Source organism: Pyxidicoccus caerfyrddinensis (assembly GCF_010894405.1).
Classification (GTDB): Bacteria; Myxococcota; Myxococcia; order Myxococcales; family Myxococcaceae; genus Myxococcus; species Myxococcus caerfyrddinensis.
On record NZ_JAAIYA010000018.1, the window covers coordinates 232,921 to 255,402 of the forward strand.

The window sequence follows — 22,482 nt, forward strand, 5'->3', positions numbered from 1 at the left end:
GGACGGGATGCGACGGTGGAGCGCATCCGGGCCGTCGAACAGTGGAGAGAAGGGCCCCGGAACCCCGCCGCGAGGGGCGGAACGGGCCTGGGGGCCTGAAATCTTCAACGCCTTTCGGGGGTTGGCGCATCCCTCCGGAGAGAGGGGCCAGGCCTTCCCGTACGGCGTGCGTCCCGCTCCAGGCCCCTCGGGGGCCACCGGGCCCGGCCGCCCGCCCTCCGGGCACGGGGGAGGGCGGGCCCATGCTGGGGCCCCCTTCCAGGCGCGGAGTCAGCCTGGCAGGAGCTCCCGGGCTGGGGCTGGGGGAAGGCTCAGGCGGCGTCAACGAGTGCGGCGAGCTGGCTGTAGAAGTCCTCGGCCAACGCGCGGATGGTCTCCTCGCGGTGGATGGCACCGCTGTACACCCAGGTGACCTGCAGCGCCGGGCCGGCGCCGTCGCACTCGATCATCAAGTCGTAGGAGACGGTGTACTCGCGGCCCTCGAGGTTGGGGAAGGCGAGGGACTCGACGCCACCGGGCATGGCGGACTTCGGTGGCTGGGAGCTCAACGTCGCTCCGCGGTTGTTGAAGAAGACTTGCGGCGCTCCCAGTGCGGCCAGCCGCTGCCGCACGGTTTCGTCAGGGCCGTAGCGGAGCAGGCCGTAGTCCAGCGCATGCGCCACGGTGTCGCGCACGGTGCGCTTGAGCGAGGCGAAGGAGGACCGGGCCTCCTCCGAGGCCTTCGCCTCCAGGAGCATCGGGAACTTGAGCGTGGTGGCCCCGAGGGTGCGCGCCAGGTCCACCCCCGGCACCACCCCCGCCCGGCCGTTGTGCTCCACGTCCAGCCGCAGCGCACCGTCTCCCGTCCAGCGGGCCCAGGCCCGCGCCAGGCCGAAGAGCAGCAGGTCATTGAGGGACACGTCCTTGTGTCCATGGACGGTGTCGGCCAGGCGGCTCACGAGCTCCGGCGGGCAGGTCATGGAGAGGCGCCGCGAGTTGCGGTCCGTGTGCCTGCCGCCCGCCAGGTCCACCGGCAGCCTCGCGCCCGGCTGCAGGCGGTGCGCGTCGAGCCAGAAGGCGCGGGCCTCCTTCATCAGGTCCTCGGAGCGGCCATGGGCCGCTACGGTCCGCATGTAGTGACGGTAGGAGCTGCCCGCAGCCAGGGGCGACGGCGGCTGCCCGGTGGCGAGTCGCAGGTATGTGGACTGCAGGTCCTCCATCAACAGGGGCAGCGAATACCCGTCGTAGAGGGTGTGGTGGATGCTGAGGATGAGCTTGTCGGGCCCGGCACCGCCGAAGCGGCACAGCGCCAGCGCCAGCGCCGGCCCGCGGGAGATGCTCAAGCGGTCCTGGAGCTGGCGGCCCGTTGTCAGCAGGGCCTCGCGCTGGGCCTCGGGAGGGCGCCCGGTGAAGTCATGCTCATCGACGAGGGGCTCGCCCGCCGAGGCCAGCATCCACGCCGTCCATCCCTCGGGCGTGCGCCGCAGGCGCATGCGGATGACGTCATGCTGTTCGGCGAGCATCGCCAGGCTGGCCCGGAGAAGCTCCACGCGGGTCTCCCCGGGCACATCCCAGACCATGGTGCTGGCCCAGGGCTCGGTCTCCAGGTCGAACGTCTCCACGAGCCACTGATGGTGCGGCAGCAGTGGGAGCGTCTCGTCGATGCGGGGCGCATCTGTCGAGTTGTCCGGAGCCAGCACCGGAGCGGCGGTGCTCACCACGGGAGCCAGGTCCGCCACCGTCTGGTGCTGGAACATCTGCTGCACCTGGAACGTGAGGCCCGCGCGGGCGGCCATGGCCACCAGTCGCACGCACATCAGCGAGTCACCGCCCAGCTCGAAGAAGTTGTCGTGGATGCCCACCTGCTCCAGGCCCAGGACCTGCGCCCAGAGCTGGGTGAGCAGCGTTTCGGTAGGCGTGCTCGGCGGGGTGTAGCGCTTCTTCCCGCGGCGCTCTTCGAGCGTGGGTGCCGGCAGGGCCACCCGGTCCACCTTGCCACTGGAGGTGAGGGGGAGCGCCGGGAGGACGACGAAGGCCGAGGGCACCATGTACTCGGGAAGCTTTTCTCCGGCGAACGTCCGCAGGGCGCCCGTGTCGGCCGTGTCTCCCTCGGAGGGAACCACGTAGGCCACCAGCTTGCCGCCACTTCCATCATCACGGAGCACCACCACGGCCTCGCGCATGGAGGGGTGGGAGGCGAGCACGGACTCGATTTCACCCAGCTCGATGCGGAAGCCGCGCAGCTTCACCTGGAAGTCGATGCGGCCGAGGTACTCGAGGGCGCCGTCGGGCAGCCAGCGGACCTTGTCGCCGGTGCGGTAGAGGCGCTCGCCGGGAGTGGAGGAGAAGGGGTGGGGGATGAAGCGCTCTGCGGTGAGCTCCGGGCGGCCGAGGTAGCCGCGAGCCAGGCCCGCACCGCCGATGAAGAGCTCTCCCGGCACGCCCACGGGCACCGGCCGCAATGAAGCGTCCAGCACGTACGCGCGCACGTTGTCGAAAGGCCGGCCGATGGTGATGCGCCCTGCGTCCACCTCGGCGTCGAGGGTGGCGCAGATGGTGGTCTCGGTGGGGCCGTAGGCGTTGATGAAGCGCCGACCGGGCTGCCAGCGGGCGACGAGCTCCGGAGTGCACGCCTCACCGGCGGAGGTGAGCGTCTGAAGGGCTTCGAGGCCCAGGGGCTCGAGCTGGGCGAGAACGGAGGGGGTGAGAGTGGCGGCGGTGATGGCGCGCTGGCGGAGGAGTTGGTGCAGCGGAGCGCCGGGCATCAGCTCGTCACGAGAGGCCAGGTGCAGCTCTGCGCCGGCCATCAGGGTGGGGAGCGTTTCCCAGACGGAGGCGTCGAAGCCGATGGAGGCGAACTGGAGGACGCGGCCGCCGGGCCGCAAGTGCATGGAGTGGATGGTGCTGCGAGCGGTGTTGCACAGGCCGCGGTGGCGCAGGAGGGTGCCCTTGGGGCGGCCGGTGGAGCCGGAGGTGTAGATGACGTAGGCGAGGTTGTCGGGCAGCACGCGCACATCGGGGGCATGCGTGGGCTGGCGGGAGATGAGCGAATCCCACTCGGAGTCGAGCTGGACGAGCAACTCGCTCTGCACGGGCAGCTCGTCGGCGAGCTTCTCCTGGGTGAGGAGGACGGGAGGACGGGCATCGCGCAACATGAAGGCGAGCCGCTCGGTGGGGTAGGAAGGGTCGAGCGGGAGCCAGGCACCGCCGGCCTTGAGGACGGCGAGAATGGAGACGACGAGCTCCAGCGAGCGCTCCAGGCACAGGCCGACGAGGACTTCGGGGCCAACACCCAGCGAGCGCAGGTGCCAGGCCAGTTGGTTGGCGCGCTCATCGAGCTGACGGTACGTCAGGGACTGCTCCCCCATGCGCACGGCCGGGGCGTCCGGCGTGCTGCGCGCCTGCGCCTCGATGAGGGCGTGAGCGCTCGTGTCCTGGACCTCCGCGTCCGTGTCGTTCCAGTCCAACAACACACGGCGCCGCTCAGCCTCGGTAAGCAGGGGCAGGGAGGACAGGTGCGTGTCGGGGTGGGCGACAGCCGCCTCCAGCAGCACCTGCAGGTGCTCCAGCATCCGGGCCATGGTGTCGGCCTGGAAGAGGTCGGTGCTGTAGTTGGCCATGCAGGCCAGGCCCTCAGGGCCTTCCTGGATGGAGAGGGTGAGGTCGAACTTGGAGGAGCCGGTGTCGTTCTCCGCGCCGCGGAAGGTGAGCCCGGGCACGCGCAGCTCCGCGGCGGGTGCATTCTGCAGGACGAGCTTCACCTGGAAGATGGGCGCGTGGGCGAGGTTTCGCTCGGGGTTGAGCACGCGCACGAGCTCCTCGAAGGGCACGTCCTGGTGGGCGTAGGCGCCCAGCGTCGCCTGGCGCGTGCGGCCCAGCAGCTCGCGGAAGGAGGGGTCTCCAGAGAGGTCGCCGCGCATGACGAGCTGGTTGACGAAGAAGCCGATGAGGCCCTCGGTGTCCGCATGCGTACGGCCAGCGATGTCGGTGCCGACGACGACGTCCGTCTGGCCGGAGTAGCGCGAGAGCAGGGACTGGAAGCCTGCCAGCAGGGCCATGAAGGAGGTGACGCCTTCACGCTGGCAGAGCGCACCGAGTGCCTGGGCCAGAGAAGCGGGCATGAGATACGCGGCATTGGCGCCACGATAGGACTGCGTGGCGGGACGGGGCCTGTCGGTGGGCAGCTCCAATACCTGGGGCGCACCGGCGAGGTGTTGGCGCCAGTACGAGAGCTGGGCCTCCAGTGCCTCGCCCTGGAGCCACTGGCGCTGCCAGGCGGCGAAGTCGGCGTACTGCACGGGCAGCTCGGGCAGGGGCGAGGGCTGGCCCTGCGAGAAGGCCTCGTAGAGCACCGCCACTTCACGCGCGAGCACGCTCATGGACCAGCCATCCGAGGCGATGTGGTGCATGTTGAGCAGCAGCACATGCTGCTGCCCATCGAGCTTCAGCAGCAGGGCACGCAGCATGGGGCCGCGGGCGAGCGAGAAGGGCTTGCGGCACTCGGCTTCGATGAGCCGGCGTGCCTCGGCCTCGCGCGCGTCGGTGGGCAGGGCGCTCAGGTCCACGCGCTCCAGCGGCAGCGGCGCGGGCGGGGCGATGACCTGAAGCGGCTGGCCGGCTTCGGCGGGGAAGGAGGTGCGCAGCACTTCGTGGCGACGCACCAACTCCGACAGGCTGCGCTCCAGGGCAGCGGTGTCCAGCGTGCCTTCCAGGCGCAGCGGCGCGGGCATGTTGTACAGCGCGCTGTCGGGCACGAGCTGATCGAGGAACCACAGGCGCTGCTGCGCGAAGGACAGCGGCAGCGCGCCTGCCCTTTCAACGGTCCGCAGCGGCGGCAGTGCAAGCCCATGTGCCGAGCGGGCGGCGGTCTCCACGGCCCTGGCGAGGGCTTCGAGGGTGGGGGCCTCGAAGAGCGTGCGCAGGGGCAGCTCCACGCCGAAGACAGCGCGGAGGCGAGAGACGATTCGCGTGGCCAGCAGCGAGTGGCCGCCCAGCTCGAAGAAGCTGTCGTGGAGGCCCACGCGCTCGACGCGCAGCACCTCGCACCAGAGGGCGGCGAGTCGCTGCTCCGTCTCGTTCCGAGGCGCGATGTACTCGAAGGAGGACGCGAGCGCCCCATCGGGCACGGGCAGGGCCTTCCGGTCCACCTTCCCGTTGCCGGTGAGGGGCAGGGCCTCCAGGGCGACGAAGGCCGAGGGCAGCATGAACTCGGGCAGACGCTGCTGGAGGAAGTCGCGCAGGGCGGCGGCGGAGAGCGGCTGATCCGGCGAAGGTGACACCACGTAGGCCACCAGTCGCTTGTCGCCGGGCACGTCCTCGCGCACGACGGCAATGGCCTCGCGCACGGCGGGGTGCGCCAGGAGCGCGGCCTCCACCTCGGCGAGCTCGATGCGGTAGCCACGCACCTTCACCTGGCTGTCGAGACGGCCGAGGAACTCCAGCACGCCATCGGGGCGCCAGCGCGCGACGTCGCCGGTGCGGTAGAGGCGGGCGCCGGGAGACGACGAGAAGGCGTCGGGGAGGAAGCGCTCGGCGGTGAGCTCCGGACGGGCGAGGTAGCCGCGAGCCAGGCCCTCGCCGCCGATGAAGAGCTCACCCGGAACGCCTGGAGGAACGGGCTGGAACGATGCGTCCAGCAGGTAGACCCGGGTGTTGGCGATGGGCGTGCCGATGGGAACGGCGGAGCCGACCTGCTCGGGCCGCGTCATGCGGAAGCAGGAGGTGAAGAGGGTGCTCTCGGTGGGGCCGTAGCAGGCGGTGACTGCGATGCCGAGCGTCTCCAGCACGCGGCGGACCTGCGGCGCGGAGACGACGTCGCCACCGGTGAGGAGCTGGTGCAGACCTCGCAGGCAGTCGGGCTTGTGCTCGACGACCTGGGCGAAGAGCCCCGCGGTGAGGTGCAGCGTGGTGACGCGGTGGCGTGTCACGACCTGGGAGAGCAGCTCCAGGTCGCTGGGGGACTGGGGCGGGAAGACGACGAGGCGACCGCCGAAGAGGAGCGGGCCCCAGAGCTCCAGCGTGGAGGCGTCGAAGGAGACGGGAGCGATGAGAAGGAAGGTCTCCTCGGGGCCGAGGTGGGCGTAGTCGATGCCGTGGAAGAGCCGCTGCACGGAGCGGTGCTCGATGGCAACGCCCTTGGGCCGGCCGGTGGTGCCCGAGGTGAAGTCGACGTAGGCGAGATTGCGCGAGGAGACGCCGGAGGCCGGAACGGACGTGGGCAGCCCTTCGAGGCTCAACTCCTCGATGAAGAGGGACGTGAGGTGCTCGGGAACGGAGAGCTGCGAGCGCAGGGCCCGCGAGGTGACGAGGAGGCGGGGCGGCGCATCCTCGAGCATGAAGGCCAGGCGCTGGGCGGGATAGGACGCGTCCAGCGGGAGGTAGCCACCACCCGCCTTGAGGATGGCCAGCAGCGAGACGATGAGCTCCAGCGAGCGCTCCAGGCACAGGGCGACGAGCGTGTCGGGGCCGACGCCGTGAGAGCGCAGCAGGTGCGCGAGCTGGTTGGCGCGCGCGTCCAGCTCCCGGTAGGTGAGCCTCGCGTCGCCGAACTCGACGGCGATGGCGTCGGGACGCAGGGCCACCTGCTGCTCGAAGAGGTGGTGGATGCAGGCGTCGGCCGGGAAGTCCTTCCGCGTGTCGTTCCACTCCACGAGCACCTGGTGGCGCTCACCCTCGGACAGCAGGGAGACGTCACCCAGGCGGGACGCGGAGGCCAGCGAGAGCAGGGCCGTGCGCCAATGCTCGAGGAGCCGCTGCATGGACGCGGCTTCGAAGCGGGGCGAGTCGTAGACGGCCCGCAGGCGCAGCGACGGTCCGGGGAGCACGGAGAGGGTGAGCGGGTAGTTGGTGTGCTCGAAGCCCAGGACATCCTTCACCTGGAGCGAGGACGTCGAACCCGACAGGGACGCGTCGAGCGGGTAGTTCTCGAAGACGAGCAGCGAGTCGAAGAGCGCAGCGCCGCGAGGCACCTGGCTGAAGGATTGGACCTGGACGAGCGGGGAGTACTCGTACTGGCGCAGCTCGAGCTGCTGGGCCTGGAGCGACTGGAGCCACGGCACCAGGGACGCGGAGGGCGAGGGCAGGCGGACGCGCGTGGGCAGGGTGTTGATGAACAGGCCCACGAGGGTGTCGGAGCCCGGAAGCTCCGGAGGCCGGCCCGCGACGGTGTTGCCGAAGACGACGTCCTGCTCACCCGAGTACTGCGACAGGACGAGGCCCCACGAGGCCATGGCCAGCGTGTTCAGCGTGAGCTGGTGCTGGCGGGCGAAGGCTTGCAGCGCCGCCGTGGCCTCGGCGCAGAGGACCACTCCGAGCGTCGGATGCGTGGACGGCTGGCCCCGCGGCGGTGCGGCGTGGGTGTCCACCGGGAGCGGCGTGGGAGAGGAGAAGCCCTCCAGGTAGGTCCGCCAGAAGGCCGCGTTGGCGGAGGCGTCGCGGCGCTGCAACCAGGCGATGTAGTCGCGGAAGGGCGCCCTGGGCGCGGGCTGGGGCGTGGCGCCGGAGCGGAAGGCCTCGTAGAGCGAGAAGACCTCGCTGATGAGCAGGCCGAGGCTCCAGCCATCCACGAGCAGGTGATGGTGGCTCCAGAGGAAGCGCACGGAGTCATCCGCCAGGCGGATGGCCGTCAGGCGCACCAGGGGCGCGTGGCGCAGCTCGATGCCTCGCTTCTTGTCCTCGAGGAGGAACTGCTCGAAGCGGCCCTTCTCCTCGTGGAGGGACAGCTCACTCCAGTCGAGCTGCTCGAAGGGCAACTCCACGTGGGAGTGGACCACCTGGAGCGGTGTGTCGAGCCCCTCCCAGTGGAAGGAGGAGCGCAGGATGGTGTGGCGCTGGAGGCACGCCTTCCAGGCGCGCAGGAAGGCCGGCAGGTCCAGTGTGGAGGTGACCGTCCAGGAGATCTGCTCGAAGTAGGTGGAGGACTCGGGAGACAGCAGGGAGTGGAAGAGAATGCCCTGCTGCGTGGGAGAGAGCGGGTAGATGTCCTCGACGTCGGGGCCGGCCTGCCGCAGCACGGTGTCGAGCGACGGCCGCGAGAGCGTTGCGAGCGGGAAGTCACCCGGAGAGAAGCGGCGGGCGTCCTCGGACGTGCGCAGGGCGATGAGCGCGCGCAGGTGGTGCAGGAAGCGCCCCGCCAGCGATTCGATGGTGGCCGCGTGGTGCAGGTTCGCGCTGTAGCCGAAGGAGAACCGCAGGCGGCCCTGGAAGACCGAGCCGTTGAGCTCCAGTGCATGCAGGCGCGTGCCCGAGGGAGACACCGTGGGACCGGGGGACTCGGAGGCGAGTGAGAAGAGGCGGCTGGAGGAAGCCGCGGCATCGAACTGGCCGAGGTAGTTGAAGGCGAGCTGCGCCACGGGCAGGGCCTGGAGCCGCCGCGTCACCTCGGTGGGGCCGAGCCACTTCAGCAGGCCGAAGCCGATGCCGTGGTGGGGCAGGCGGCGCAGCGAGTCGCGCACGGAGCGCAGGCACTCACCGGTGGTACCGCCCGAGGGCACGGGGAGCAGGACGGGGGTCAACGAGGTGAACCAGCCCACGGTGCGCGAGACATCCACGTCGTCGAAGAGCTCCTCGCGGCCGTGGCCCTCCAGGTCGACGAGCACACCTGACTGGCCCGTCCATTCGGAGACGGTCTGGGCCAGGGCGGTGAGCAGCACGTCGTTGATTTGGGCGCGCCAGGCGGAGGGCACCTCCTGGAGCAGCAGCTTCGTCTCCTCGGCCTCGAGGGCGACGGCGACGGAGCGCTCGGAGGCGTAGGTGTTGGAGCCGGAGGCATCGGTGGGCAGCGGGGCCACCTGCGCGCGGGCTTCCTCCAACCAGAGCGGCGCTTCGGCCAGCAGCGCCTCGGAGTGGGCATGCGTCTCCAGGCGCCGTGCCCAGGATTGGAACGAGGTCGTCTTCGCCGGCAGCGAGGCGTGCGGGCCCTGCTGGAGCTGCTGGTAGGCGGACTCGATGTCTTCCACCAGCACGCGCCAGGAGACCGTGTCGACGACGAGGTGGTGGACGGCGAGCAGCAGGCGCTGCTGGCCGTTGCCGAGGTGGAAGAGGGCGGCGCGCAGCAGCGGAGGCTGGGAGAGGACGTGGCTGGCCTGCAGGCGTGAGGCCTCGGCTTCGAGCGCGGTGGGCTGGTCGGCGGCGGGCGTGGCGGAGAGGTCCACCTGGAGCAACGGGAAGGCCGCCTCGTCGGGGCTCGCGTTCTCCTGCTGCCACGCGTCGCCGTCCTGTCGGAAGCACAGGCGAAGGGCATCGTGGTGAGCCAACAGGTGAGCGAGTGCCCTGCGCAGGGGGGCGGGCTCCAGCGTCACGCGCGAGGCCAGGAGCACGGTCTGGTTGTAGTGGTGGGCATGCGCCGCGTCGTGCACCAGCAGGTGGTGCTGGATGGGCGTGAGCGGTACCGGCCCGGTGACGAGGCCCTGCTCTCCAATCGGTTCGGAGGCGGACTTCGCCACGAGGGCGAGCTGCGCCACCGTCTGGTGCTGGAAGAGCTGCCGCGTGGCGAGCACGAGGCCAGCCCGGCGCGCACGCGCGACAATCTGGAGGCTGATGATGGAGTCGCCACCCAGCTCAAAGAAGTTGTCGTGGATGCTCACCTGCTTCACGCCGAGGACGAGGGCCCAGATGTCACACAGGCGCTGCTCCACGTCGTCGCGAGGCGCGACGTAGGCGGGCTTCAGGTCGGAGCGGGCGGCCTCCGGAGCGGGCAGGGCCTTCCTGTCGAGCTTGCCGCTGGAGTTGAGGGGGAGGGCCTCCAGTGCGACAAAAGCGGAGGGCACCATGAACTCGGGCAGCTTCTGGTTGAGGGCCTCGCGCAGGGCGCTGGAGTCGGGAGGGTGCGCTTCCGCGGCCGGCACGAGGTAGGCCACCAGACGCTTGAGGCCCGGAGTGTCCTCGCGCAGGGTGACGACGGCCTCGCGGACGGAAGGGAGGGAGGAGAGCACGGCTTCGATTTCACCCAGCTCGATGCGGAAGCCGCGCAGCTTCACTTGCAAGTCGATGCGGCCGAGGTAGTCGAGCTGGCCATTGTCGAGCCAGCGGACCTTGTCGCCAGTGCGGTAGAGGCGCTCGCCGGGAGCGGAGGCAAAGGGATGGGGAATGAAGCGCTCGGCGGTGAGCTCCGGGCGGCCGAGGTAGCCGCGAGCCAGACCGATGCCGCCGATGAAGAGCTCGCCGGGCACGCCGATGGGCACCGGCTGCAGCGAGGCGTCCAGTACGTACGCGCGCACGTTGTGGAACGGCCGACCGATGGAAACGCGCTGGGCGTCCACGTCGGTGTTGACGGTGGCGCAGACGGTGGCCTCGGTGGGGCCGTAGGCATTGACGAAGCGGCGGCCCGGCTGGAAGCGCGCTACCAGCTCAGGGGTGCACGCCTCACCGGCGGTGATGAGCGTGCGCACGCCCTGCAGCCGCTGCGGCTCCAGCTGCGCGAGCACGGAGGGCGTCAGCTTGAGGGTGGTGATGGACTGACGGGCGATGAGCTCGAGCAGGGGCTCGCCGGGCATGAGCTCGTCACGGGACGCGAGCACGAGGCATGCACCGGAGAGCAGGGCGGGGAAGACCTCGGAGACGGAGGCGTCGAAAGCGAACGAGAAGAACTGGAGCAGGCGGCGGCCGGGCCCCAGGTCCATGAAGGCAACGGTCTCCCGGGCGGTGTTGCACAGGCCGCGGTGGCGCAGGAGGGTGCCCTTGGGACGGCCGGTGGAGCCGGAGGTGTAGATGACGTAGGCGAGGTTATCGGGCAGCACGCGCACGTCGGGGGCATGCGTGGGCTGGCGTGCAATGGAGTCCCGGTCCGAGTCGATGAGGACGAGCAGCTCGTTCTGCACGGGCAGCTCGTCAGCGAGCTTCTCCTGGGTGAGCAGGACGGGCGGACGCGCATCGCGGAGCATGAAGGCGAGCCGCTCGGTGGGGTAGGAGGGGTCGAGGGGGAGCCAGGCGCCACCGGCCTTGAGGATGGCGAGCATGGAGATGACCAGCTCCGGTGAGCGTTCCAGGCACAGGCCGACGAGCACCTCGGGGCCGACGCCGAAGGAGCGCAGGTGCCAGGCGAGCTGGTTGGCGCGCTCCTCGAGCTGGCGGTAGGTGAAGGAGGTGTCGCCCATCTGCAGGGCCAGGGCATCCGGCGTGCGTTGGACCTGGGCCTCGAAGAGGTGGTGGGCGCACGTGTCCGGGAGCTCCGCGTCCGTGATGTTCCAGTCCACCAACACGCGGCGCTGCTCGGCCCTGGTGAGCAGGGGCAGGGCGGACAGGTGCGTGTCGGGATGGGCGACGGCCGCCTCCAGCAGCACCTGGAGGTGCTCCAGCATCCGGGCCATGGACTGCGCTTCGTACAGGTCGGTGCTGTAGTCGCAGAGAACAGCCAGGCCCTCGGGCGTCTCGTTGATGGCGAGCGTGAGGTCGAACTTGGCGGCGCCCGTGCCACTCTCCGCGCCGCGGAAGGTGAGCCCCGGCACGCGCAGCTCGATGGTCGGGGTGTTCTGCAGGACGAGCTTCACCTGGAAGATGGGAGCGTGGGCAAGGCTGCGCTCGGGGTTGAGGACGCGCACCAGCTCTTCGAAGGGGACGTCCTGGTGGGCGTAGGCGCCCAGCGTCGCTTTGCGCGTGCGGCCCAGTAGCTCGCGGAAGGTGGGGTCTCCGGAGAGGTCGCCGCGCATGACGAGCTGGTTGATGAAGAAGCCGATGAGGCCCTCGGTGTCGGCGTGGGTGCGGCCGGCGATGTCGGTGCCCACGACGACGTCCGTCTGTCCGGAGTAGCGGGACAGCAGGGACTGGAAGCCAGCCAGCAGGGCCATGAAGGAGGTGACGCCCTCACGCTGGCACAGCGCACTGAGCGCCTGTGAGAGCGCCACGGGCATGAGTCGTGAGAGGGTGGCACCGCGATAGGACTGCGTGGCCGGACGGGGCTTGTCGGTGGGCAGCTCCAGCACCTGGGGCGCACCAGCGAGGTGCTGGCGCCAGTAGGAGAACTGCGCTTCGAGCGTCTCACCCTGGAGCCACTGGCGCTGCCATGCAGCGAAGTCGGCGTACTGCACGGGCAGCTCGGGCAGGGGCGAGGGCCGGCCTTGCGAGAAGGCTTCGTAGAGGGCGACTACCTCGCGAGCCAGCACGCCCATGGACCAACCGTCGGAGACGATGTGGTGCAGGTCGAGCAGCAGGACGTGCTCGGTATCCGCCAACTTCAATAGCAAGGCGCGCAGCAGGGGGCCTTGCGCGAGCGAGAAGGGCTTGCGGCACTCGGCTTCGATGAGCCGGCGTGCCTCGGCCTCGCGCACGTTGGCGGGCAGGGCACTGAGGTCCACGCGCTCCAGCGGAAGCGGCGCGGGCGGGGCGATGACCTGGATGGGTTGGCCGGCTTCCTCGGGGAAGGAGGTGCGCAGCACTTCGTGACGGCGCACGAGCTCGGTGAGGCTGCGCTCCAGGGCGGCGGTGTCCAGCGTGCCTTCGAGGCGCAGCGGCGTCGGCATGTTGTACAGCGCGCTGTCGGGCACGAGCTGGTCGAGGAACCACAGGCGCTGCTGCGCGAAGGACAGCGGTAGCGCTCCTGTCCTCGCGATGGGCTGGAGGGGCGGCAGCTTCGGCCCGTGCTCCTCACGCGCGAGGGCGTCGATGGAGGCGGAGAGTGCTTCGAGGGTGGGTGTCTCGAAGAGCGCTCTGATGGGCAGGTCCACGCCGAAGGTGACGCGAATGCGCGAAATGACCTGGGTGGCGAGCAGGGAGTGCCCGCCCAGCTCGAAGAAGCTGTCGTGGAGGCCCACGCGTTGGACGCGCAGCACCTCGCTCCAGAGGATGGCGAGGCGCTGCTCCGTCTCGCTGCGAGGAGCGACCCACTCGGCGCGGGCCGCGAGCGTCCCATCCGGAGCAGGCAGGGCCTTCCTGTCGAGCTTGCCGCTGGAGTTGAGGGGGAGGGCCGCCAGGACGACGAAGGCGGAGGGCACCATGAACTCGGGCAGCTTCTGGTTGAGGGCCTCACGCAGGGCGTTGGCGTCGGGAGGGTGCGCTTCCGCGGCCGGCACGAGGTAGGCCACCAGACGGTTGAGGCCCGGAGTGTCCTCGCGCAGGGTGACTACTGCCTCGCGCACGGAAGGGAGGGAGGAGAGCACGGACTCGATTTCGCCCAGCTCGATGCGGAAGCCGCGCAGCTTCACCTGGAAGTCGATGCGGCCGAGGTAGTCGAGCTGGCCGTTGTCGAGCCAGCGGACCTTGTCGCCAGTGCGGTAGAGGCGCTCACCGGGAGCGGAGGCGAAGGGGTGGGGAATGAAGCGCTCGGCGGTGAGCTCCGGGCGGCTGAGGTAGCCGCGAGCCAGGCCGATGCCGCCGATGAAGAGCTCGCCGGGCACGCCGATGGGCACCGGCTGCAGGTGCGAGTCGAGGACGTAGGCGTGGACGTTGGAGAGCGGCCCGCCAATGGTGGGGTGGGTGCCAGGACGCACCTGGCAGGTGGTGGCATCGACGGTGGCCTCGGTGGGGCCGTAGACGTTGAAGGTGCGGCTTCGCTCGGAAGCCGCGAGCTGCTCCCAGGTGGCCTCGTCGATGGCCTCGCCGCCGGGCACCAGCAGCTGCGGCACATGGGCTCCCTCCAGCAAGCCTTCCTCCAGGAGCAGCCGGAGCAACGAAGGCGTGCAGTCGAGCGCCTGGACCCGGTGCAGGGCCAGCCAGCCAACCAGGGCACGCGGGTCCCTGCGGAGGTCCTCCGGGACGATGACGAGGCAGTGGCCATCCAACAGCTGGACGAGCTGTTGGACGGACGCATCGAAGGCCAGCGGCGCATTCAGGGTGACGCGCGAACCCGGCGGCAGGTGGGCGTAGACGGTCTGCCGCAAGGCGCGGTGGAGGTTGAGCACCGAGCGGTGTTCGACCATGACGCCCTTGGGGCGGCCGGTGGAGCCCGAGGTGAAGATGACGTAGGCGAGCGTGTCCGGAGTGGCCAGCGAGACGGGTGCGTGCGTGGGGAGACCCCGCAGCGCTTCGTCACCCAGCGACACCACGGCGGCCCCCTGAGTCTCCGGGAGGCGGGACAGCAGCGAAGGCTGCGCGAGGAGCACGGCAGGGCGTGCGTCCTCCAACATCCACGCCAGACGCTCGCGGGGGTACGAAGGGTCGAGGGGCACGTAGGCACCGCCGGCCTTGAGGATGGCGAAGAGGCCGACGACCAATTCGAGAGAGCGCTCCGCGCACAGGCCGACGCGCACCTCGGGACCGACGCCCAGGGAGCGCAGGTGGTGCGCCAGTTGATTGGCGCGTGTGTCCAGCTCCTGGAAGGTGAGCCAGGAGCCCTCGAAGCCAAGGGCGGGCGCGTCCGGCGTGCGCTGCACCTGGGTCGCGAAGAGGTGGTGGATGCACGTGTCCACGGCCAGCGGCGCGCGGGTGTCGTTCCACTCCACGAGCACTTGCTGCCGCTCGGCCTCGGTGAGCAGCGAGACATCCCCCGGCCGGGAGGCCGAGGTCAGGGAGCGCAGGACATTTCGCCAGTGCTCGAGGAGCCGCCGCATGGAAGCAGGCTCGAAGCGGGGCGCGTCATGCGAGGCCCTCAGCCGCAGCGCTTGTCCGGGAAGGACGGAGAGGGTGAGCGGATAGTTGGTGCGCTCATAGCCATGGACGTCCTTCACCTGGAGCGAGGACGCCGAACCCGACATCGAGGCATCGACGGGGTAGTTCTCGAAGACCAGCAGGGACTCGAAGAGCGCCGCGCCACGCGGCACCTGGCTGAAGGACTGAATCTGGACGAGTGGAGAGTGCTCGTGCTGGCGTAGCTCGAGCTGCTGGGCCTGGAGTGACTGGAGCCAGGGCCGCAGGGGCGCAGTGCCCGAAGGGAGCCGGACCCGCGTGGGCAGCGAGTTGATGAAGATGCCCACGAGGGTGTCGGAGCCCGGAAGCTCGGGAGGACGGCCGGCGACGGTGTTGCCGAAGATGACGTCCTGCTCGCCGGCGTAGTGGGAGAGCACGAGGCCCCAGGAGGCCAGGGCCAGCGTGTGCAGCGTGAGCTGGTGCTGGCGGGCGAAGGCCTGCAGCGCCGCCGTGGTCTCGGCGGAGAGGCCCAGTTCGTGCGTGAGGTGCTCGGACTCCTGGCCCCGTGGCGGTGCGGCCTGGGTGTCCGCGGGCAGGGGCGTGGGCGCGGAGAACGCGTCCAGATAGGCCCGCCAGAAGGCCTCATCGGCGGACGCATCGCGGCGCTGCAGCCAGGCGATGTAGTCACGGAAGGGTGCCTTCGGCGCGGGCTGGGGCGTGACGCCGGAGCGGAAGGCCTCGTAGAGCGAGAAGACCTCGCTGATGAGCAGGCCGAGGCTCCAGCCATCCACCAGCAGGTGATGGTGACTCCAGACGAAGCGCACGGAGCTCTCCGTCAGGCGCACGGCCGTGAGTCGAACCAGGGGCGCACGGCGCAGGTCGAACCCACGCTGCCGGTCCTGGAGGAGGTGCTGCTCCATGCGCTCCCGCTGCGCTTCCGCGGCCAGGTCGCTCCAGTCGAGTAGCTCGAAGGGCAACTCCACCTGCGCGTGCACCACTTGAAGCGGCCTGTCGAGTCCCTCCCAGTGGAAGGAGGAGCGCAGGATGGTGTGCCGCTGGAGACAGGCCTTCCAGGCACGCAGGAAGGAGGGCACATCCAGCGCGGAGGTGACCGTCCAGGAGAGCTGCTGAAAGTAGGTGGAGGACTCGGGGGACAGCAGGGAGTGGAAGAGCATGCCCTGCTGCGTGGGGGAGAGCGGGTAGACGTCCTCGACGTCGGAGCCGGCCTGCCGCAGCACGGTGTCGAGCGACGGCCGCGAGAGCGTTGCGAGCGGGAAGTCGCCCGGGGAGAAGCGGCGGGCGTCCTCGGACGTGCGTAGGGTGATGAGCGCGCGCAGGTGGTGCAGGAAGCGTCCCGCCAGCGACTCGATGGTGGCCGCATGGTGCAGGCGGGTGCTGTAGCTGAAGGAGAGCTGGAGCTGCCCACCGAGCACGGAGCCGGTGACATCCAGCACGTGCGGCCGCGCGCCTTCGGGCGACTGGGCGAAGCCGGAGGACTCGGAGGCCAGGGAGAAGAGGCGGCTGGCGGCGGCCGTGGCGTCGAGCTGGCCGAGGTAGTTGAAGGCCACCTGCGGCGCCGGCAAGGCCTGGAGCCGCTGGGCGATGTCCGTCGGTCCGAGCCACTGGAGCACGCCGAAGCCGATGCCTCGGTGCGGCAGACGGCGCAGCGAGTCGCGCACCGAGCGCAGGCACTCGCCCTCCGAGCCACTAGCGGGCACGGGCAGCAGCACGGGGGGGAAGGACGTGAACCATCCCACGGTGCGCGACAGGTCCACGTTGTCGAAGAGCTCCTCGCGGCCGTGGCCTTCCAGGTTGACGAGCACCCCGGACTGGCCCGTCCACTCGGAGACAGCCCTGGCCAGGGCGGTGAGCAGCACGTCGTTGATGTGAGCGCGCCAGGAGGAGGGCACCTCCTGGAGCAGCAGCTTCGTCTCCTCGGCGTCGAGGGCGACGGCGACGGAGCGCACGGAGGCGTAGGTGTTGGAGCCGGAGGCGTCGGTGGGCAGCGGAGCCACCTGCGCACGGGCTGTGTCCAACCAGAGGGGCGCCTCTGCGAGTAGGGCCTCGGAGTGGGCATGGGCCTGCAGACGCCGCGCCCAAGCCTGGAACGAAGTGCTCTTGGGCGGGAGCGCCGCCTGGAGATAGGCGGACTCGAGGTCCTCCATCAACACCCGCCAGGAGACGCCGTCGATGACGAGGTGATGGGCGATGAGCAGCAGGCGCTGCTGGCCGTTGCCGAGGTGGAACAGCGCGGCGCGCAGCAACGGCGGTTGGGAGAGGACGAAGCTGGCCTGCAGGCGCGAGGCCTCGGCTTCGAGCGCCTTCGGCTGGTCCGCGGCGGGCGAGGCGGAGAGGTCCACCTGGAGCAGGAGGACGGGTGCCTCGTCGGGGTTGGCGTTCTCCTGCAGCCAGGCGCCCTCGTGCTGGCGCAAGCGCAGGCGAAGGGCATCGTGGTGGGCGACCACCTGTGCGAGGGCCCTCTCCAGGCGAGAGGCGTCCAACGGCTCGCGCGAGGCCAGGAGCACGGCCTGGTTGAAGTGATGGGCGTGCGCGGCGTCGTGCGCCAACAGTTGCTGCTGGGCGGGTGTGAGCGGGACGGGGCCCATGATGGGGCCCTGCTCGCTCGGAGCCGTGGAGGCGGACTTCACCACGAGGGCCAGCTGCGCCACCGTCTGGTGTTGGAAGAGCTGGCGCGTAGCGAGCGTCAGGCCAGCCCGGCGCGCACGCGCGACGACCTGGAGGCTGATGATGGAGTCGCCGCCCAACTCGAAGAAGTTGTCGTGGATGCCGACCTGCTTCAGGCCCAGGACGAGCGCCCAGATGTCAGCCAGGCGCTGCTCCACGTCGTTGCGAGGCGCGACGTAGGCGGGCTTCAGCTCGGAGCGGGAGAGGTCCGGCGCGGGCAGGGCCTTCCTGTCGAGCTTTCCACTGGAGTTGAGGGGCAGGGCCTCCAGGACGACGAAGGCCGAGGGGACCATGTACTCGGGCAGCTTCTGCTTGAGGAAGTCGCGCACGTCCGCGGTGGAAGGCGCCTGCTCACCCCTGGGCGGCACCACGTAGGCCACGAGGCGTGAACCGTCACGCACCACCACCACGGCCTGTCGCACCTGGGGGTGCTTCTCCAAGGTGGCTTCGATTTCACCCAGCTCGATGCGAAGGCCGCGCACCTTCACCTGGAAGTCGAGGCGGCCGAGGTACTCGATATTGCCGTCGGCCAGCCAGCGGGCTTTGTCACCGGTGCGGTAGAGGCGCGCGCCGGGCGTGTCGCTGAAGGGGTCGGGGATGAAGCGCTCCGCGGTGAGCTCGGGACGGGCAAGGTAGCCACGGCCCACCTGGATGCCGCCGATGAAGAGCTCGCCGGGCACGCCCGTGGGAACGGGCCGCAGGTGCGAGTCGAGAATGCGAATGGAGGTGTTGGCGATGGGCCGGCCGATGGGAATGGAGCGGCGGCCCTGCTGGGGCAGGCAGTGGAAGGCGGTGACGTCGACGGCGGCCTCGGTGGGGCCGTAGAGGTTGTGCAGATGGGCGGACGGCAGTCGCTGCAGGCAGCGCTGTGTCAGCTCCAGGGAGAGTGCTTCACCACTGCACATCACGCGACGCAGGCTCGTGCATTGCTCCAGGTCCGGCTGCTCCAGGAAGTGCTGGAGCATGGAAGGGACGAAGTGCGTGGTGGTGACACGCTCCTCAGCGATGAGGCGAGCGAGGTAGTCGGGCTCCTGGTGGCCCCCAGGGCGGGCGATGACGAGGCGCGCGCCGACCATGAGGGGCCAGAAGAACTCCCAGACGGAAACGTCGAAGCTGTAGGGCGTCTTTTGCAGCACCGAGTCCGCGGACGTCAGGCCATAGGCCTGCTGCATCCAGAGGAGGCGGTTGACGACGGCGCGGTGGGCATTCATGGCGCCCTTGGGGCGGCCGGTGGAGCCCGAGGTGAAGATGACGTAGGCGAGGCTGTCCGGGGTGGCCAGCGGTGAGGGCGCGTGCGTGGGGAAGCCGAGCAGCGCTTCGTCACCCAGAGACACCACGGCGGTCCCTTGCGTCTCCGGGAGGCGAGACAGCAGCGAAGGCTGCGCGAGGAGCACGGCAGGACGTGCGTCCTCCAGCATCCACGCCAGACGCTCGCGGGGGTACGAAGGGTCGAGGGGCACGTAGGCGCCCCCGGCCTTGAGGATGGCGAAGAGGCCGACGACCAATTCGAGCGAGCGCTCCGCGCACAGGCCGACGCGCACCTCGGGACCGACGCCCAGGGAGCGCAGGTGGTGCGCCAGTTGGTTGGAGCGCTCTTCCAGCTCGCAGTAGGTGAGCCACTGGCCCTCGAAGCCAATGGCAGGCGCATCCGGCGTGCGCTGCACCTGGGCTTCGAAGAGGTGGTGGATGCAGGTGTCCACGGCCAGGGGCGCGCGGGTGTCGTTCCACTTCACGAGCACCTGCTGGCGCTCGGAAGCGGTGAGCAGTGACAGCTCGCCGATGCGCGAGTCCGGCGAGGCCACCGCGCCCTCCAGCAGCACGCGCAGGTGCTCGGCGAGGCGGGAGATGGTGGCGGCGTCGAACAGGTCCGTGTTGTACGTGAAGCTGCCTTGCAGCCCTTCCGGCGTCTCTCCGAGGGCGAGCTCCAGCTCGAACTTGGAGACACTCGTCTCCACGTCGAAGGGGCTCAGCGACAGCCCCGACGCACTCAGCTCGGACGCGGGCGTGTTCTGGAAGGCGAACAGCACCTGGACCAGGGGCGCGCGGCTCAAATCGCGCTCGGGCTGGAGCGCCTCCACCAGCTTCTCGAACGGCAGGTGCTGGTGGGCGAAGGCGCGAACGGTGCTCTCCTTCACGCGCTGCAGCAGCTCCCGGAAGGTGGGGCTGCCCTCCAGCCGGGTGCGCAGCGCCAGCGTGTTGGCGAAGAAGCCGATGAGGCCCTCGAGCTGGGCCTGGTCTCGGCCGGCCATGGGGGCGCCGATGCAGAAGGACTCCTGGCCCGAGTAGCGGTGCAGCAACACCTGGAACGCGGACAGCAGGAGCATGAAGGGGGTGACGCCCTCCCGCTGGCACACGGTCTTGAGGGACTCGCTCAGCTCCCGCGAGAGCTTCACGGGCAGCACCGCGCCGTGGAAGGTCTGCTCCGGAGGCCTCGGCCTGTCAGTGGGCAGCTCCAGCGCGGGCGAGACTCCCGTGAGCTGCTCCTTCCAGAAGGTCAGGTGGCGCTCCAGCTCCTTGCCCTGGAGCCACTCGCGCTGCCACACCGCGTAGTCGGCGTACTGCACCGACAGCTCGGGCAGCGGCGAGGGCTGGCCCTCGGAGAACGCCGCGTAGAGCATGCCGACCTCGCGCACCAGCACGCCCATGGACCAGCCATCGGAGACGATGTGGTGCATCGTCAGCAGCAGCACGTGCTCCTGCGCTTCGAGCTTCAGCAGCGTGGCTCGCAGCAGCGGACCGCGCTCCAGGTCGAAGGGACGCTGCGCCTCGGCGTTGGTCAGGCGCCGGGCCTCCTCCTCGCGCCGCGCCGTGGGCAGCACCGTCAGGTCCACCACCGCCAGCCTCAACCCCGCCGTGCGGGCGATGACCTGGGCCGAGGTGTCCGCCGTGAGCTGGAACGTCGTGCGCAGGGGCTCGTGGCGGTGGAGCAGCTCGTTGAAGACGCGCTCGAGCACCGACGTGTCGAGTGCCCCCCGCAGTCGCACGGCCACCGGCACGTTGTAGCGCGCCGTCCCCGGTTCGAGCTGTTCGAGGAACCACAGCCGCTGCTGGGCGAAGGACAGGGGCAGGGGGGCGTCTCCCCGCGGCCGGGCTTCGAGGGGCGGGCTGGCGGAGGGCTGAGGTGAGCGGGCTCCCTTGGCTTGGAGCTGCTTGAGCAGCAGGTCGCGCTTTTCAGGGGAGAGGCTGGCCAGACGCTTGAGAATGTCGCTCATGGATGGGGGCTTCGAAGGAAGAGGAGTCGGGTGCTCAAGCAGCCTGGGGAGCAGCGTGCAGTGTGGCGAGCACACCGTGACGAGGGCGGCGCGTGGTGGCGGCCACGGCGATGACCGGGTGTTCTGGCACCAGGCGCCACTGGCAGCGCTGAAGCAGCGTGGCCAGCGCCACCGTCAGGAGCGTCACGGTGTAGCCGTTGCCGACGCACAGCCGCTGGCCCGCGCCGAAGGGCATGTACGCGAAGCGGTGCCGGGCCTCCTTCTGTTCGGGAAGGAAGCGCTCGGGGAGGAATCGCTCGGGCTCCGTCCAGAAGGCGGGATGCCGGTGCAGGAGGTAGGGGCAGATGACCATCTTGGTGTCCGGGGCCACGCTGTAGCCCCCGAGCTCATCCGCGTTCATTGCCCGGCGCATGAAGTGCCACGCGGGAGGGTGGATGCGGAGCGTCTCTTCCACCAGCGCCCGTGTGTAGCGGAGGGACTGGAGGCTCTCGGCCGTGAGCGGTTGTCCGCCCAGCACGGCGGCCAGCTCGTCGCGCGTGCGCTGCTCCGCCTCGGGGTTTCGCGCCACCTCGTACAGAATCCACGTGAGCGCGACGGCCGTGGACTCGTACCCGCCGATGAAGAGGTTCACCAGCTCGTCGCGCAGCTCGGTGTCCGTCATGGCCACGCCCTGCGTGTCCCGAGCCTCCATCAACATCGTCAGGATGTCGTCCCTGCCGGCGGAGGACTGACGGCGCTCGGCAATCAACCGGTAGATGTCCGTATCGAGCTGCCCGATGGCCTTCATGAAGGGCTTCATCCGGGAGTCATGCATGCCCAGCAGCCGCCTCACCGCATCCAGCAGCGGGGCGCGGGAGCCGTGGTACATGTTCCCCAGGTAGTCCATGCCCTCGCGCAGCGAAGCGCGGCTCTCGTGCACGTCCTCCGAGAAGATGGAGTGGCCGAGCATGGTGATGACCAGCCGGCGCAGCTCGCCCATCAGCTCCAGCGGCGCACCGGTGGCGGTCCGCGGGGCCCAGCGCTCGGCGAGCTGTTGCGTGTCGCGCACCATCCCTTCCACCATCCGGGCCAGCCGCGGGCGATGGAAGGCTGGCTGCACCATGCGCCGCTGGCGGCGCCAGAAGTCGCCGCTGCTGGCGAACAGGCCCCGGCCCAGCAGCGGGTGCGGCCCGTCGCCCATCATGGACAGGTAGTTGCCGACGTTGTCCGCCAGCACGCGCTGCGCATGGTCCGGGTGCGACAGCAGCCAGGTCGGGCCGTGGTGCATGTCGAAGTAGACGATGTCGCCGTGCTGCTGCTGTTCCCGGACGAGGTTCTCCAGCGGGTCATTCACCCGCGCGGCGCCGAACCGCGGCAGCCAGTTGCGCCGGGGCCCGGGAGGAAGAGCGGATTTCCTTGGCGTGGTCATGGCGATGGGGTCCTCACTCCTGCGGGTCCGTTTCGTCCGCGGAGGGGGATTCGGCGGCGAGCAGCTTCTGCACCTCCGCGTCCTCCAGCTGGTCCAGCTGGTTCATCATCGATTCGAGCTCCGCCAGGTCCCCCTGCGCGGTGAGGCGCAGGATGTTGAGGGCGAAGTCGGCCACGGTGGGCGCTTCGAAGAAGTCCTGCAGGGAGAGCTTCACGTTGAAGGCGGACTGGATGCGGGTGACGGCCTGGGTCGCCAGCAGCGAGTGGCCGCCCAGGGTGAAGAAGTTGTCGTGGATGCCCACCTGCTCGACCTGCAGCAGCTCGCTCCACAGGGAGGCCAGTCGCTGCTCCGTCTCGTTGCGAGGAGCGACGTACTCGGAAGTGGCCGCGACCGCTTCGTCCGGCGAGGGCAGGGCCTTCCTGTCGAGCTTGCCGCTGGAGTTGAGGGGCAGGGTCTCCAGGGCAACGAACGCCGAGGGCAGCATGAAGTCGGGCAGCCGCTGCTGGAGGAAGGAGCGCAGTGAGAGCGCGTCGAGGGACTGGCCCTCCTCGGTGACGACGTAGGCCACCAGCCTTTCCTCGCGCAGCGTCACCACGGCCTCGCGCACGGAAGCGTGGGAGGAGAGCACGGCTTCGATTTCGCCCAGCTCGATGCGGAAGCCGCGCAGCTTCACCTGGAAGTCGATGCGGCCGAGGTAGTCGA

Annotated in this window: 3 protein-coding genes; all 3 read right to left on the minus strand. The window is 70.0% G+C overall.

The annotated features are described in order from the left end of the window. Nucleotides 1-311: 311 nt before the first annotated feature. Entirely contained in the window at nucleotides 312-20,372 is a 20,061-nt protein-coding gene (locus G4D86_RS35510; RefSeq protein WP_163998551.1) for a non-ribosomal peptide synthase/polyketide synthase, read from the minus strand. Nucleotides 20,373-20,406: 34 nt separating this feature from the next. After that, the gene (locus tag G4D86_RS35515; protein WP_163998552.1) at nucleotides 20,407-21,780 is read right to left on the minus strand and encodes a cytochrome P450; all 1,374 of its coding nucleotides are present in this window, start codon (nucleotides 21,778-21,780) and stop codon (nucleotides 20,407-20,409) included. A gap of 13 nt (nucleotides 21,781-21,793) precedes the next feature. After that, on the minus strand, nucleotides 21,794-22,482 hold a 689-nt coding region (locus G4D86_RS35520), incomplete at its 5' end, for a phosphopantetheine-binding protein (RefSeq protein ID WP_205519984.1).

Excerpts from the sequence above, each read along its gene's own strand:
- G4D86_RS35510 (WP_163998551.1), bottom strand. The coding sequence starts at position 20,372 with ATGAGCGACATTCTCAAGCGTCTGGCCAGCCTCTCCCCTGAAAAGCGC.
- G4D86_RS35515 (WP_163998552.1), bottom strand. The coding sequence starts at position 21,780 with ATGACCACGCCAAGGAAATCCGCTCTTCCTCCCGGGCCCCGGCGCAAC.